This is a genomic window from Streptosporangium sp. G12 (assembly GCF_052983175.1).
On the sequence record NZ_JBRIQO010000025.1, the window covers coordinates 70882 to 85337 of the forward strand.

The 14456-nt window shown below is 71.5% G+C and carries 14 protein-coding genes; 8 read left to right on the top strand and 6 right to left on the bottom strand.

The window, feature by feature from the left end; genetic code table 11:
* Positions 1-13: 13 nt before the first annotated feature.
* Positions 14-1000 carry a sulfotransferase gene (locus ACVCAG_RS33485; RefSeq protein ID WP_440087373.1) on the bottom strand — a complete coding sequence of 329 codons (987 nt, stop codon included), beginning with the start codon at positions 998-1000 and terminating at the stop codon, positions 14-16.
* Positions 1001-1666: 666 nt separating this feature from the next.
* On the opposite strand from ACVCAG_RS33485, the gene ACVCAG_RS33490 reads away from it, so the two are divergent.
* The 3 genes from ACVCAG_RS33490 to ACVCAG_RS33500 all read left to right on the top strand — a co-directional run bounded on the left by ACVCAG_RS33490 (position 1667) and on the right by ACVCAG_RS33500 (position 4604).
* On the top strand, positions 1667-2662 hold the full coding sequence (locus ACVCAG_RS33490) for a sugar ABC transporter substrate-binding protein (protein WP_440087372.1): 996 nt from the start codon (positions 1667-1669) through the stop codon (positions 2660-2662).
* Positions 2659-3687 (top strand): ABC transporter permease subunit, encoded by a 1029-nt coding sequence (locus ACVCAG_RS33495; protein ID WP_440071463.1) that lies wholly within the window; start codon positions 2659-2661, stop codon positions 3685-3687. The genes ACVCAG_RS33490 and ACVCAG_RS33495 overlap by 4 nt, the downstream gene beginning before the upstream one ends.
* A gap of 68 nt (positions 3688-3755) precedes the next feature.
* A complete protein-coding gene (locus ACVCAG_RS33500) occupies positions 3756-4604 on the top strand; it encodes an ATP-binding cassette domain-containing protein (RefSeq protein ID WP_440087427.1) in 849 nt (282 codons plus the stop codon).
* A 70-nt stretch (positions 4605-4674) separates the two neighbouring features.
* Here ACVCAG_RS33500 and ACVCAG_RS33505 read toward each other — a convergent pair whose 3' ends face one another.
* The 3 genes from ACVCAG_RS33505 to ACVCAG_RS33515 all read right to left on the bottom strand — a co-directional run bounded on the left by ACVCAG_RS33505 (position 4675) and on the right by ACVCAG_RS33515 (position 7095).
* Positions 4675-6072 (bottom strand): ferric reductase-like transmembrane domain-containing protein, encoded by a 1398-nt coding sequence (locus ACVCAG_RS33505; RefSeq protein ID WP_440087371.1) that lies wholly within the window; start codon positions 6070-6072, stop codon positions 4675-4677.
* On the bottom strand, positions 6069-6668 hold the full coding sequence (locus ACVCAG_RS33510) for a DUF305 domain-containing protein (protein WP_440087370.1): 600 nt from the start codon (positions 6666-6668) through the stop codon (positions 6069-6071). Before ACVCAG_RS33510 ends, ACVCAG_RS33505 begins: the two co-directional genes overlap by 4 nt.
* Positions 6669-6777: 109 nt before the next feature.
* On the bottom strand, positions 6778-7095 hold the full coding sequence (locus ACVCAG_RS33515; protein WP_440087369.1) for a hypothetical protein: 318 nt from the start codon (positions 7093-7095) through the stop codon (positions 6778-6780).
* 240 nt (positions 7096-7335) lie between these two features.
* Between ACVCAG_RS33515 and ACVCAG_RS33520 the strand changes: the two genes are divergently transcribed.
* The 3 genes from ACVCAG_RS33520 (at position 7336) to ACVCAG_RS33530 (ending at position 10972) form a co-directional block, all read left to right on the top strand.
* Positions 7336-9240, top strand: a complete 1905-nt coding sequence (locus ACVCAG_RS33520) for a sigma-70 family RNA polymerase sigma factor (protein WP_440087368.1) — start codon at positions 7336-7338, stop codon at positions 9238-9240.
* A 43-nt stretch (positions 9241-9283) separates the two neighbouring features.
* Complete coding sequence (locus ACVCAG_RS33525) at positions 9284-9913, top strand: YigZ family protein (RefSeq protein WP_440087367.1); 630 nt, start codon at positions 9284-9286, stop codon at positions 9911-9913.
* 423 nt (positions 9914-10336) lie between these two features.
* On the top strand, positions 10337-10972 hold the full coding sequence (locus tag ACVCAG_RS33530) for a VTT domain-containing protein (protein ID WP_440087366.1): 636 nt from the start codon (positions 10337-10339) through the stop codon (positions 10970-10972).
* Positions 10973-11112: 140 nt separating this feature from the next.
* Here ACVCAG_RS33530 and ACVCAG_RS33535 read toward each other — a convergent pair whose 3' ends face one another.
* The gene (locus ACVCAG_RS33535; protein ID WP_440087365.1) at positions 11113-11949 is read right to left on the bottom strand and encodes an NAD(P)H-binding protein; all 837 of its coding nucleotides are present in this window, start codon (positions 11947-11949) and stop codon (positions 11113-11115) included.
* Positions 11946-12233 carry an antibiotic biosynthesis monooxygenase gene (locus tag ACVCAG_RS33540; protein WP_440087364.1) on the bottom strand — a complete coding sequence of 96 codons (288 nt, stop codon included), beginning with the start codon at positions 12231-12233 and terminating at the stop codon, positions 11946-11948. Before ACVCAG_RS33540 ends, ACVCAG_RS33535 begins: the two co-directional genes overlap by 4 nt.
* Before the next feature lie 62 nt (positions 12234-12295).
* On the opposite strand from ACVCAG_RS33540, the gene ACVCAG_RS33545 reads away from it, so the two are divergent.
* Positions 12296-12748, top strand: a complete 453-nt coding sequence (locus ACVCAG_RS33545) for a MarR family transcriptional regulator (protein WP_440087363.1) — start codon at positions 12296-12298, stop codon at positions 12746-12748.
* Between the two features lie 309 nt (positions 12749-13057).
* Positions 13058-14416 (top strand): FAD-binding protein, encoded by a 1359-nt coding sequence (locus tag ACVCAG_RS33550; protein WP_440087362.1) that lies wholly within the window; start codon positions 13058-13060, stop codon positions 14414-14416.
* Positions 14417-14456 lie beyond the last annotated feature (40 nt).

Consider the following 14456-nt stretch of genomic DNA (forward strand, 5'->3'; position numbering starts at 1 on the left):
TGGAATCGCTCCGCTAGCTCTGGGGGCGGCCGTTGCGCGCCTGACGCTGGCCGTTGGGGCGGACGCCCACCAGCCCGCCGGAGCGCTCGCGGGGACGAAGCCAGTCGCTGAAGTCCTCTCCGGTCACCTGCTGCAGCAGTGCCACGTCCTCGGTGAAGTAGGAGATCAGCTTCTCCCGCTGATCCCAGGTCAGCGGCTGGCGGGAGCGGGCCCGCTCCTGCAGCCTGCGCTCCAGCGGGTCGGTCAGCGCCACGCTCATCCGCGCCGGCAGGAACTGCCCCACGGACGATCCCACGCGCAGCGCCCGCGACAGCACCCGGTGTCCGCGGGTCGGCTCCGGGTGGGCGGTCACGTTCTCCCGGGGGACCTCAGTGACCACGCCGGTCTCCACCCCGAGGAAACGGAAGATCCGATCGAGGGTTTCGGCGGGGCGGTCGACCAGGTCGCGGTAGCGGTAGACGAGCACCTGCTCGCGAGGGAAGAGGGTGAACAGGTGTTCGAGCTGTTCACCGTACTTGCCGAGCCCGCGATAGTGCCAGAACGGGGCCCAGCCCGCCCTGATCCGCCGCTCCTCCTCGGCGCAGGCCCGCACCACGTCGCCGATCGGTTCCAGCCCGGCCGACCACAGGTGCGTCCAGTTGGAGTGGGCGCGCTCCACCGGGTCGCGCAGCACCACGATGAGCCTGGCGTCGGGGATGGCGGCCCTGATGCGCCGCTGCGCCGCCAGATCGTAGAGATAGAACGGGGTCGACTCGCCGGTGAGCGTTCCCGGCGGTGCCGCGTCGAACAGGGCCTCGTAGTCCTCGCGTCTCCAGACGTGTTCGCGGTAGGTCTGCGCGTCGCCCGGTCCTCCCTTGGTCGGTGGAGGGCCGTCGCTGAGGAAGAACTTGGGTTCCTTCACCGGGGACATGAACAATCCCGGGTGCCTGGCCAGCGCGGCGTGCAGGGCGGTGGTCCCGGACTTGGGAGCACCGATCGTGAGGAAATTCGGCAGGGGCATCGTTATTACCCTTAATCCCTACTATGATTATTGGTAAATATAGCCCCTTCTCCGGCGAAGGCAAGCGCCCTGCCGTGTGATCGCCGTGATCCAAAAGGGCTTCCCGGTTGCGGGGATTCCAGTCGTCGGCGCCTATCTCCAGGTCGTGGATGCGAAGGGTGTTGTCCCGTTCAGTGAACGCTGAGTTCTTTTCCGCTATTTCATCGCTGGGGAAGAGTTTTGTCGCGTTATGAATAAACAGGATACTCGCGCCGTATTTCAGATTCGAGCCTCCCGCGTACCTTCGCCCTCGCTCTCCCGCGCCCTGCGGTGTGACGGCACGGTCTCCCGCCCGTACCGCCGTCAGGCGGCCTCCCGCGATGCCGTGACATGCCGCGACACGCCGTTGACATGCCATGACGTGCCCGTGCCGTGCCGGGGTGGGCGGCGCGGACGCCCCGGCGGGCCGCGCGGCGGGCCGTGCCGGCCCGCCGCGCCGACGAGCGGTGAAAGCCCCGGCCGTGGCGGGCGCGAATGTCATGGTACGAAGGGGAATCCCGGCGGGTGCGCGCCGTCGCCGCGATTTCATAAGTCCTAATGTCACGACAAATCATTGACATGTAGGTAATGCGTTGGTTACAAACCAGGGGCGGGGGAGATCCGGCGAGGCGACGCGCGGAGGTACCGATGAAGTGGACGACAGGGCTGGTCGCGGTGGCCGTGCTGGGCATCTCCGCCCTGACCGGCTGTTCGGCGGGGCAGGCCGGGGAACAGCCCTCCGGAGAGACGGCGGGCGCGGCGAGCGGCCCCGCCCCGGCGGCCGGCGGCGGCACCTTCGCCGTCGTCACCCACGCGAGCGCCGGGGACGCCTTCTGGGACGTGGTCAAGAACGGCGCCGAGGCGGCCGGGAAACGGTACGGCGTCACCGTGACCTACCAGGGCGACGGCGACCCGGCCAGGCAGTCACAGCTCATCGACCAGGCCGTCAGCCAGAAGGTCGACGGCCTGGTGGTCTCCATGGCCAACCCGGACGCCCTGAAGGAGTCCGTCGGCAAGGCCGTGACCGCCGGGATCCCGGTGATCACCATCAACTCCGGCGGCGACGTCTCCCGCGAGTTCGGCGCGATCACCCACGTCGGCCAGTCGGAGGACGTGGCGGGCCGGGGCGCGGGGGAGAAGCTCAAGGCCGAGGGGGTCACCAAGCTGCTCTGCGTGATCCACGAGGCCGGGAACGTCGGGCTGGACCAGCGCTGCAACGGCGCGACCCAGGGACTGGGCGGCACCGTCGAGCGGCTCCAGGTGGACGTGGGCAACCTCGCCGACGCCACCTCCAAGATCAAGGCGAGGCTCCAGTCGGACACCTCCCTCAACGGCGTCCTCACCCTGAACCCCGCGGTGGCCGTCGCCGCCCGCGACGCCATCGCCGACGGCGGCTCGAAGGCGAAGCTCGGCACCTTCGACCTGTCGGCCGACGTGGTCGCCGCCATCGAGGACGGCGAGATCCTGTTCGCGGTCGACCAGCAGCAGTACCTGCAGGGCTGGCTGCCGATCACGTTCCTGACCCTCAACAAGGAGAACCTCAACACCGTCGGCGGAGGGCTCCCGGTCAACACCGGTCCCGGCTTCGTCACCAGGGACAACGCCGCGAAGGTGGCCGAGCTGGCCGAGAGCGGCACCCGGTGACGGTGGCGGACGAGCGGCTGGCCGGGACCGGGGTCGCCCGCAGGCTGCTGATCAGGCCGGAACTCGGCGCGGTCGTCGGCGCCCTCGTGGTCTTCGCGTTCTTCGCGGGGCAGTCGGAGGTCTTCCGCTCGGTCGAGGGCATGGCCAACTGGCTGGACCCGGCCTCAACCCTCGGGATCATGGCGGTGGCGATCGCGCTGCTGATGATCGGCGGCGAGTTCGACCTGTCGGCCGGCGTGCTCACCGGCACCGTCGGCCTGGTCACGGTGATCCTCGCCACCCGCTACGACCTGCCGGTGTGGGCGGCGATGCTCGCAGCCCTGGCGGTGGCGCTGCTCGTCGGCTTCCTCAACGGCCTGGTCGTGGTCCGCACCGGGCTGCCCAGCTTCATCGTCACCCTCGCCACCTTCCTGATGCTCCAGGGCGTCAACCTGGGCGTCACCAAGGCCCTCACCGGGACCGTGCAGGTCGGCGGCCTGCGCCGGGCCGAGGGATACGAGGAGGTGAGGGCGGTGCTCGCCGGGACGATCCCGGTCGGCGGGACCGATTTCCGGGTGGCGATCCTGTGGTGGCTGGCCGTCACCGCCCTGGCCACCTGGGTGCTCACCAGGACCAGGGCCGGAAACTGGATCTTCGCGGTGGGCGGTGACGAGCGGGCCGCCCGCGCGGTCGGGGTCCCCGCGGAACGGACGAAGATCGCGCTCTTCATGACCACCGCCGCGGCCGCCTGGCTGGTCGGCTCGATCATGGCGCTGCGCTTCACCTCGGTGCAGGCGGGCTCCGGCGTCGGCCAGGAATTCGTCTACATCATCGCGGCGGTCATCGGGGGCTGCCTGCTGACCGGCGGCTACGGCTCCGCGATCGGCGCCGCCGTGGGCGCGGTGATCTTCGGTATGGCGGACAAGGGCATCGTCTTCGCCGGCTGGGACGCCGACTGGTTCACGTTCTTCCTCGGCGCCATGCTGCTGCTGGCCACGCTCGCCAACCGGTTCGTCCGCCGGTACGCGGAGGAGGTGAAGCGGTGACGGGAGACGAGACCGTGACGGATCGTGAGGCGGTGACGGGCCGTGCGGCGGCGACGGGAGACGGGACCGTGACGGGAGACGAGACCGTGACGGAGGGCGGAACGGACGCCCCGCCTCTGCTGGAGGTCCGCGACGTGGGCAAGACGTTCGGCGGCGTGATCGCGCTGCGGGACGTCTCCATGCGGGTGCGCGCCGGGGAGGTGAGCTGCGTCCTCGGCGACAACGGCGCGGGCAAGTCCACGCTGATCAAGATCCTCTCCGGCATGCACGCCCCCGACTCCGGCTCGTACCTGGTGGACGGCGCCCCCGCCGCCTTCGCCAGTCCCCGTGACGCGCTCGACAAGGGCATCGCCACCGTCTACCAGGACCTGGCGATGATCCCGTTGATGTCGGTCTGGCGGAACTTCTTCCTCGGCTCCGAGCCCGTGCTCGGCCGGGGGCCGCTGCGCCGCTTCGACGTGGCGGGGGCGAAGCGGACGGTCCGCGAGGAACTGCGTTCCATGGGCATCGACATCCGCGACGTCGACCAGCCCGTCGGCACCCTGTCCGGTGGCGAGCGCCAGTCCGTGGCCATCGCCCGCGCGGTCCACTTCGGCGCCCGCGTCCTCATCCTGGACGAGCCCACCTCCGCGCTGGGCGTCAAGCAGGCCGGCGTCGTGCTGCGCTACATCGCCCAGGCGCGCGACCGGGGCCTGGGCGTGGTCTTCATCACCCACAACCCGCACCACGCCTACCCGATCGGCGACCGCTTCCTGCTGCTGAACCGGGGGGCGAGCCTCGGCGAGTACGCCAAGGCGGACATCACCCCCGAGGAGCTCACCTCCCTGATGGCGGGGGGCGCCGAGCTGGAGCGGCTCGCCCACGAGCTGAGCCGGGGCGACCCTCCGGCCGGGCCGGCGGCACCGCCGCCCCGGTGAGCCGGGGCGGACCGGGCGGACCGCACCGCCACCCCGGCCAACCGCGCGCCGGTGGAGCCGGGCGAGCCGCTCAGAAGTCGAAGGACTCCACGTGGATGCGGCGGCCGGGGACGCCCGCGCGGCGCAGGGCGTGGCGTGCCGCGACCGTCATCCCTGCGGGGCCGCACAGGTAGACGTCGTGGACGGCCAGGCCGGGGATGAGGGTTCGCAGGGCGCGCCCGGTCAGCGGCACGCTCCGCCCGCCGGACGATCCGGTCAGCTCGTCCACGGTGTAGTGGATCGTGGCGCCGCGCGCGGCGGCGATGGCGTCCAGCTCGTGGCGGAGGATCAGCTCCTCGTCGCGGCGCGCCATGTAGACCAGGGTCACCTCGCCGGGCAGCGTCTCGAAGAGCGCGCGCAGCGGGCTGATGCCCACGCCGCCGCCCACCAGCAGCACCTGGGGCCTGCGGCGCCGCGCGGCGGTGAGAGCGCCGTAGGGACCTTCGGCCCACACCCGGGTGCCGGGCCGCAGCCCGGCCAGCGCGCGGCTGTGGTCCCCGACGCCCTTGACGGTGATCCGCAGGAATCGGGCGTTGGCGGGTGCCGACAGCGAGTAGGGGTTGGCCGTCCACCACATGCCGGGGGCGAGGAACCGCCACCGGAAGAACTGGCCGGGTTCCGCCCCCAGCTCGTCCAGGTGTTCGCCGGTCAGGTAGACCGACACCACGGAGGACGACTCCCGGCGCACCTCGGCGACCCGGAGCCCGTGGCGCAGGGCGCGGTGGACGGGGGTGAGGAAGCGGTACCAGACCAGCAGGGCGGCGACGGACACGTACAGCGCGTACCAGAACAGGCTCATGACGACGCCGCCGGCGAAGTCCGGGCCGGTGAGCTGGTGACCGAACCCGAGGAAGACGGCCCCGTAGGTGACGAAGTGCAGGTAGTGCCAGGTCTCGTACCGCATCCGGCGCCGCATCTCGCGCACCGAGACGACCGCGACGCCGACCAGCAGCAGGAGGGCGATCGTCGCCTCCAGCATGGCCGGGCCGTCCAGGACCAGCCCCGCGACCGCCTCCGGCGCGCCCGCGCCGGACCGTGCCACGTGGGCCGCGACGGCGAACAGCATGTGGGCCACCGACAGGACGACGGTGTGACGGCCGCCCGTCGCGTGCCAGCGGGCCAGCCGGTCGGTCCCGACCCCGCGGTCCAGCGCGGGAACGCGGGCCATCAGCCCCAGCAGGACGGCGCAGGCGTAGCCAGCGAGCAGGCCGGTGAGCCTGCCCGCCCAGGCCAGTGCCCCGGTGAGCCCGGAGACCGAGGTCAGGTCGGACCAGCACGTCGCGGTCGCCGCGACGGCTCCCGCGTAGATCAGGGCGAGGACCAGGGACGGCCGCGCCCGGCGCGCGGGCGGGCGGGCGGGGACCCTGCGCCGCCGGGTACGCGTGCCGGCGTGCGGGCGCGTACCGGAGTCGGGGGCGGCGCCTCTCACGGCTCCAGCCGGGTGAGCTGGCCGCCGTGGGTTCTCTCCAGGGCGGCGGCGAGCGCCTTGGTCTCCTGGTCGGCGCCTGATTTCTGCTCGCTCTTCGCGACCAGGACGGACTGCGTGAGGTACTCGCGCGCGTCCTTGGTGAAGAGCCGGTCGAACGCGGCGCCGTCGGCCCGCTTCAGGGCCGCGAAGTCGTCGGGAATCACCATGCCCGGGATGTCATGCCCCTCGTGCTCGTTGCTCTCCGGCACCCCGGACCGCCGCAGCAGGTCGCGCAGTTTCCGGAGTGTCGTACGGCGATCGGCGACGTGCTCCTCGGCGAACCGCTCGAGCCTCGGATCGGAGGTCTTGCCGGGAGCCAGTTCCAGCAGGCGTACCGCCTGCTCGGTCATCGGGATCATCAGCTGCAGCCACGCGATGTCCGTGCGGTTGAAGGAGCCCGACGCGCTTCCGGTCGGTGTGGGGAGCGCGGCGGGTCCGCTTCGCGCCGGCGGGTGGTTCGCGGCCGAATGGGTCTGGGGCTCGGCGGCGACACATCGCGAGACCAGCAGGACGGTGAGCACGACGAGTACCGACGCACCGATCGTGGACGCCTTCATGCCGCTCCTTCGCTCGCCGTTCCCGTGGTGAGGCGAGGCCCGGTATGCCGGGCCTCGCCCCGTTCAGGTCAGACGGTACGCTTCCGCCCGAAGACGGTCACCTGCCGTCTCAGGGGGTGCCGTCGGCGCCGCACTCGACGATCGGGCGGATGCGGTCGCGCACGCGCCGCTCCGTCTCGGCCCCGGGCCAGGCGTTGAAGAAGCCGGCGTGCATGGTGGAACCGGGGCCCGACGAGAGCCGGAACCCGGCCGGGTCGCCGCTGACCGGGTAGCGCAGCGCCTGGCGCCCGTCGATCGCGCCGGGGCGGACAGGTCGCTCTGCTCCAGCCGTGCGCGCCTGCCCCGCGCTGAGCAGGACATACAGTCCTGAAGCGGTGTCACCGCGCGTCTCCCCGATGCCATCGTCGCGAGCCTCCTTCGCCGTCACGCCCGGCGCCGGGCGTGTTCTGCTCCTGCACAGGAGACCGGCGGGGGGACGGGCGACAACACAAACGTGAAAAAAGACGCGAAGAAAAATTTTCGTTGTCCGCCTGACCTGCCGCCGGTCTCCATGGCGGGGGCTCATCGGTCTTCCGCTATGAGGAGTTATGGAGACAATCGTCCCTGCCCCGCGCCCGGCGTTGCGCGGGGACGACGAACCGTGGACGGCGACAGGAAGCGGAGTGCGATGCTCGGAACCGGTAGGGGCGGACCCGACTCGGCGATGGTGGCCGCCGCGCGCGACGGAGACCAGCAGGCGCTGGACGCCCTGGTGGCCGATTCCCTCCCGCTCGTCTACAACATCGTCGGCCGGGCGCTGAACGGCCACTCCGACGTCGACGACGTGGTCCAAGAGACGTTTCTCCGGGTCGTCCGCGCCCTGCCCGACCTGCGCGATCCGCAGGCGTACCGGTCCTGGCTGGTGGCCATCGCCGTTCGCCAGGTGCGCGACCACGAGCAGGACCGCAGGACCACCCAGCACCGCAGGGCCGACCTCGACACCGCCGAGGAGATGCCCGACCCCGCCTCCGACTTCGCCGCCGTGACCATCCTGCGGCTCGGCCTCACCGACCAGCGCCGCGAGGTCGCCGAGGCCACCCGCTGGCTGGACGGCGACGACCAGGCGCTCCTCGCCCTGTGGTGGCTGGAGGAGACCGGCGAGCTCGATCGCGCCGACCTCGCCGGAGCCCTCGGCCTGTCGGGGCGCCACGCCGCCGTACGCGTCCAGCGGATGAAGGAGCAGGTCCAGACGGCGCGCACCATCGTGCGGGCGCTGCGCGCCGAGTCCGGATGCCCCGAGCTGCGGGCCCTCACCGCGAACTGGAACGGCACCCCCAGCCCGCTGTGGCGCAAGCGCTTCGCCCGGCACATCCGTGACTGCGCCCTCTGCCAGGGGCGCACGGCGGGCCTGCTGCCCATCGACCGCCTGCTCAGCGGGCTGCCGCTGCTGCCCCTGCCCGTCGGCTTCGCCCTGCACCATCTCCAGGCCGTTCCCCCCGCCGTCGAGGCGGTGGCGCACGCCACGACCTGGGGGGCGTCCCACGGTGCGCACGCCCTCGAGACGACGCGGCCGGGCCTGCTGTCCTCGCTGCCCCCGGCCCCGATCACGATCGGCGGCGCGGCGGCCGTCGTCGTCACGGGCGTCCTGATCTTCGGGCAGCTCACCGCCCCCGCGCCCGAGCCCGCCCCGCCGCTGGCCGTGCCCGCGCAGACGGCCTCGCCGTCGCCTTCACCGTCGCGGACGCCCTCGGCGCGCGCCACGCCCAAGCCCTCGCCGTCTCCCACCCCCAGCCGCAGGCAGGCCTCCCGCACGCCCACCCCCACGCCGGCCCGGACGCCGCCCGCCTCCGTCGCGAGCTCTCCCAGGAAGGGCGTGGGCGTGTGGAAGATGCCCGGCCTCAGCACGGCCTTCGCGAAGTCCGGCGCGAGCTGGTACTACACCTGGTCCACGAGCCGCGAGGGGATCACCGGCCCCAGGGCCGACGGGTTCGTCCCGATGATCTGGGGAAAGGGCAGCGTCACCCCGGAGAACCTCGCCCAGGCCAGGAGCGCCGGACCCTACCTGCTCGCCTTCAACGAGCCCGACCTGCCCCAGCAGGCCAACATGAGCGTGGAGGAGGCGCTGTCGCTCTGGCCGAAACTCATGTCCGCGGGCCGCGTGCTCAGCAGCCCCTCCGTCGCGTTCGGCGCCGACACCCCGGGCGGCTGGCTGGACCGCTTCATGGCCGGCGCCAAGGAGCGGGACTACCGCGTCGACTTCATCGCGCTGCACTGGTACGGGGCGGACTTCCGCACCCAGCCCGCGGTGAGCCAGCTCAAGTCGTACGTCCAGGCCGTGTACAAGCGCTACCGCAAGCCGATCTGGCTCACCGAGTACGCCCTCATCGACTTCTCGAACGGCACCCGCTACGCGAGTGACGCCCAGCAGGCCGCGTTCGTCACCGCCTCCACCAAGATGCTGGCCTCCCTGCCGTACGTGCGGCGCTACGCCTGGTTCGGCCTGCCCTCCTCCGACACCGAGCCCAACAGCGGGCTGTTCCGCCACGACGGGACCGTCACCCGCGCGGGCCGCGCCTTCCAGGCGGCCCGCTGACCGCCCTGTCCGGGGGCGGCCGGCGGGTGGATAGCCTTGCCGGGTGCCCGACCCGTACCTGACTCCGCAGGACACCACGGAACACGAGATCGAGATCAAGCGCTCCCGGTTCCTGTGCGCGGTCGGCCCGGCCTCCTCGGAGGAGGCGGCGAGGGAGTTCGTCGCCACGCGCAGGCGGCTGTACGGTGACGCCACGCACAACTGCTCGGCGTACGTGATCGGCGGCGACCGCCTGGTCCAGCGGGCCGACGACGACGGCGAGCCCGGCGGCACCGCCGGGACCCCGATGCTGGAGACCCTGCTGCGCCGGGGCGTCGCCGACGCGGTGGCGGTGGTCACCCGCTACTTCGGCGGGGTGAAGCTCGGCGCCGGGGGCCTGGTCCGGGCGTACGGCTCGTCGGTCGGCAAGACGCTGGACCTCACGCCGCTGGTCGAGATGGTGCCCGCCAGGGTGATGACCGTGACCGTGGACCACGTCAGGGCCGGGCGGCTGGAGAACGACCTGCGCGCCTCGCCGTACGAGGTCAGGGAGGTCGTCTACGGCGAGGAGGTCGGCTTCCGTGTCGCGGTGCGCGAACGGGACCTGCCCGCCTTCCCCGGCTGGGTCGCCACGCTGACCGCCGGACGCGCCGGGATCGAGCCGGGCGAGGCGATCCACCTCGGAGGCGCCTGACCCGCGCCTGATCCGCGCCGGGCTCTCGCCGGGTTCCTGCCTGACCCGTGCCCGGCCCGCGCCGTGACCCGCGCCGGGTTCGGGTGCGAACCTGAGATCCTTCCCCGGGAGGATCCCGGATACGCGCCGGCCCCGGGGGCGGCGAATGTGGGATGGGTCACACTCGGCGAGGGGCGAGGGCGCCGATCGGCGGCCACGGCCGCCCGTCCCCGGGCCGTGACGGGCCCGGCGGGCGGCACCGCCATCCCCGTCCCGACCGCTCGACACCTCGCTGACGTGCGGGAATCTCGGAAAACGCCCGGCCGTCACGGCCGCGCCGCGGGCGGCTGTGGTTTTCCGCAGCCGCGCTCTGCGGCGCGTGCCAGGCGAGGCGGGGAGCGTTCCGCATCCACACCGTACGCGGCTCTCCGTAGCCTTGTCCCTATGAGTTCACCGAATGTCGACGGGATCGCCGGATGGGCGATCAACCTTATGGAAACCCTGGGTGCGCCCGGGGCGGGGCTGGCGATCGCACTCGAGAACCTGTTCCCGCCCCTGCCCAGCGAGGTGATCCTGCCGTTGGCCGGGTTCACCGCGAGCAAGGGGAACATGGGGCTGTTCGACGCCGTGCTCTGGACGACCCTGGGATCGGTGGTCGGCGCGCTGGCGCTGTACGCGGTCGGAGCCCTGCTGGGCAGGGAACGCGTGGTGTTCATCGCCTCCAAGCTGCCGCTGGTCAGCGTCTCCGACATCGAGAAGACCGAGGCGTGGTTCGCCAGGCACGGCAGGAAGACCGTCTTCTTCGGCCGGATGATCCCCATCTTCCGCAGCCTCATCTCGATCCCCGCGGGGGTCGAGCGCATGCCGATCCTGGTCTTCACCCTCCTCACCACCCTGGGCAGCCTCATCTGGAACACGGCCTTCGTGATGGCGGGGTTCCTGCTGGGTGAGCAGTGGGATCTGGTCGAGCGCTACATGGGGGTGGTGTCGAAGGCGGTGCTGGGCATCGTGATCCTCGCCGTGGTGGTCTTCATCGTGGTGAGGTTGTCCGACCGGCGCAAGGGCAGGCACCACGCGTAGCCGTGGACGCGCCGAAGGGCCTGCCGGGTCGCGGCGGGGTTCGCGCCGGGTCTCCTTCCCCGGCCGTTACCCCTCCTGCCCCGGCGGGCCCTTTCCCGTTCGTGACACGCCCGCCGGGCGACCGGTCCGGCGGCGCGGCCTCACCCGCCGATCTGGTCGGCGTAGTCGCGGGCGAACTGGGTGAACGTCCTGCCCGGACGGCCCGTCACGGCGGTGTACGTGGGCGTGGTGTAGTCGCCCCAGCCCGCGTCGTAGGCCTTCAGGTACTCCTGGGTGACCTCCGCGTCCCACTCCTTCATCCCGGCCTTCAGCAGCACGGGATAGGCGTCGTCAGGGTCCAGCGGCCGGTAGGTGAGCGGCCTGCCGTACACCTCCGACAGCGTGGCCGTCATGTCCCGCAGCCTGATCGTCTCCGGTCCCGTGAGCGTGTAGGTTTCCCCGTGGTGGGGTGCGGGGTCACGGAGCACGGCGGCGGCGAAGTCGGCGATGTCCCGCACGTCGATCATGCCGATCCGGCCCTCCCCGGGAGCGCCGTAGAAGGTGTCGCCGTCGACCGAGCCGAGAATGTTCTGCATGAAGTACGCCGGGCGGATGACGGTCCAGCCGAGGCCGGAGGCCGAGAGCTCGATGTCCGACAGGACGTGCAGCCGGCCGTTGCGGGTCGGGGCGTCGTGCCCCGCGCCGATGGCCGACATGCGGACGACGTGCCGCACGCCCGCCTTCTTTGCCGCCGAGAGCGCGTTGCCGCTGGCGTGCGTGGAGTCCGGGCCCATCGCGGTCAGCAGCCACACCGTGTCCACGCCCGCGAAGGCCTGGCCCAGCGTGTCCGGGTGGTGGAGGTCGCCGACCGCCACCTCGGCGCCTGACGGCGCCTTGGCCCTGTCGCGTACCAGCACCCGCAGGTCCGCCGTGCCCCGCAGTGAGCGCAGTACCTCCGTGGAGACGGTGCCGTTGGCACCGGTGATCAGGATGGTCATCGTGATGTCCCCTCTTCCGTGGAAACGAGTTCGTCGATCAGGGCGAAGAAGGCCTGGATTCCCGGCAGGTTGCCGCCCTTGGCGCGGGAGGCCGCGAAGTCGGCCGGCGAGCGCCACTCCACGATGTCCAGCCATTCGCCGCCGGGCAGTTGGACGAGCCTGGCGCCCAGAAACCCGTCCCGGTCGGCCTGGAAGTCCGCGATCATCCCGTCACGGGCGGCCAGAAGGTCCCTCGCGTGCTCCGGGGAGACGCGGAACCTGGTGATTTCCACTGTCGTCGTCACACCACGACAATATGGTCAAAATCAGTGACAGTCAAAATTAGTGACTAAATGGGAGGCGTGCGGTGTCGAGGAGCGAGCGCAAGCGGGAGCTGCCCGACCTGGGGATCCTGTCCAGCCGGACGCTGTTCAGCCTGCAGAAGGAGCTGTTCTCCCGGCTGGCGGAGATGGGGCACGCGCAGGTCAGGCCGCGGCACGGGGCCGTGCTGGCCTACCTGGACGTGGAGGGCAGCCGGGCGTCCGACCTGGCCGCGCAGTCGGGCCAGCACAAGCAGGTGATCGGCAACCTGGTGGACGAGCTGGTGGCGCTCGGGTATGTGGAGCGGCGGCCGGATCCCGCCGACCGCAGGGCCAAGCTCGTCGTGCCCACCGAGCTGGGCCTCGATCACATGGTGAAGTCGGACGCCGTCCTCGTGGAGATGGAGGCCGAGCACGCGCGGGCGGTCGGAGAGGAGGCGTACGCGGAGTTCAAGCGCGTCTTCCGGTTGGTCGCCGAGCGTCAGGCCGGGGCGAAGTGATCGTGGCCGGCCCTGCGGCGGGCCGGGTCTAACGGGGGCGTCACCGGGTGGTGCGGGGGAAGCCTCGGAAACGCACACAAATCGGTATCGTGCTACCGTATCGCCATGCCGATCGCATGACGGTCGGCTCGAACAGAACGCAGGGCGGTCGACCGTGGATCACGGATCGCATGCCGGGCAACCCCACATATGTGCCGGGCGGCGGACGACCGCCTCCGACGCGCCTGCGGCCATCGGCACCCGGTTCGCACCGGCTGCGCACAACAAGATCGGAAAGACATCCCCATGCCCCTCCGTTCACGTCCCTCGTTGCTCTCATCCGTCGAAGGGCCCGTCCTCTTCCCGGAGGACGACGGTTTCGCCGACGAGGCGTCGGTGTTCAACATGGCCGTCGCCCATCGCCCGAGCGTGATCATCGGTGCCACCGGCGTCGCGGACGTCCAGGCGGCGGTGCGCTTCGCCGCGGAGCAGGATCTCCCCGTCGCGGTCCTCAACACCGGGCACGGTCCCTCCGTGTCCGTTCCCGGGGAAGCCGTCATGATCACCACGCGTCGCATGACGGAGGTGCGCATCGACGGCGCGGCGAAGGCCGCCCGGGTCGAAGCCGGCGTCCGCTGGGGTCAGGTGGTGCAGGAGGCCGCCAAGGTCGGGCTCGCGCCCCTCGCCGGTTCCTCGCCGCAGGTCGGTGTCGTCGGTTACACGCTCGGCGGCGGGGTGAGCGTCGCGTTGGGGCGGGCCTTCGGCTACGCGGCCGACCATGTTCTGGCGATCGACGTCGTGACCGCGGACGGCCTGCTCCGTCATGTCACGCCGCAGTCCGACGCGGAGTTGTTCTTCGCCCTGCGCGGCGGGAAAGGCAACTTCGGCGTCGTCACCGCGATGGAGTTCGGCCTGTTCCCCGTAACGGAACTGTACGCCGGAGCGCTGCAGTTCCCGGGTGAGAACGCTCGCGCCGTGCTGCAGGCCTACCAGCGGTTCACCGCCGCGGCGCCCGACGACATGACCTCGTCGATCGTCTTCCTGCGTGCGCCCGACCTGCCGTTCATTCCCGAGTTCATGCGCGGAAAGCTCACCGTCTCCGTACGGATCTCCTACCTGGGCTCGGCGGACGACGGTGAGACACTGGTCGCCCCGTTGCGGGCGGCCGCGCCGGTACTCGCCGACACCGTGACCGTGATGCCCGCCGCGAACATCGCCGCCATCACCGATGACCCGGCCGAACCGGGCGCCGCCGTGGAGCACTTCACCGTGCTCGACGCACTGCCCCCCTCGGCCATGGAGGCGATCCTGGAGGTCGTCGGAACGGATTCCGGCACGCCTGTCACCATGGTCAACCTGACCCATCTCGGTGGCGCGTTCGCGAAGGCTCCGGAGCGGGCCAACGCGGTGGGACGGCGCGACGCCGCTTTCGCCGCGTTCACGTTGGCAGCGGTCGCGCCCGGCGATGTGAAGGACAGCGAGAACGTGGGCCTGGAACTGATCGACAGGCTCGTCGCGTCCGGAGGCGGCCGGAAGCACCCCGTTTACCTCTCGCCGGCCGACGCCTCCGTCGAGAGCGTGCGGCTGGCGTATGACGAGCCGACCTACGAGCGGCTGCAGGCGGCGAAGACCATGTACGACCCGCGCAACGTGTTCCGCCACAACCACAACATCCCGCCCCTGGCGTAGTCGCGGGACACCGTGCGCCTTTGTTTCCCCGCCGCTGTTT

Bases quoted from the DNA above. Each gene is read 5' to 3' on its own strand.
- ACVCAG_RS33485 (WP_440087373.1), bottom strand. From the start codon at position 1,000: ATGCCCCTGCCGAATTTCCTCACGATCGGTGCTCCCAAGTCCGGGACC.
- ACVCAG_RS33490 (WP_440087372.1), top strand. From the start codon at position 1,667: ATGAAGTGGACGACAGGGCTGGTCGCGGTGGCCGTGCTGGGCATCTCC.
- ACVCAG_RS33510 (WP_440087370.1), bottom strand. From the start codon at position 6,668: ATGAAGGCGTCCACGATCGGTGCGTCGGTACTCGTCGTGCTCACCGTC.
- ACVCAG_RS33520 (WP_440087368.1), top strand. From the start codon at position 7,336: ATGCTCGGAACCGGTAGGGGCGGACCCGACTCGGCGATGGTGGCCGCC.
- ACVCAG_RS33530 (WP_440087366.1), top strand. From the start codon at position 10,337: ATGAGTTCACCGAATGTCGACGGGATCGCCGGATGGGCGATCAACCTT.
- ACVCAG_RS33535 (WP_440087365.1), bottom strand. From the start codon at position 11,949: ATGACCATCCTGATCACCGGTGCCAACGGCACCGTCTCCACGGAGGTA.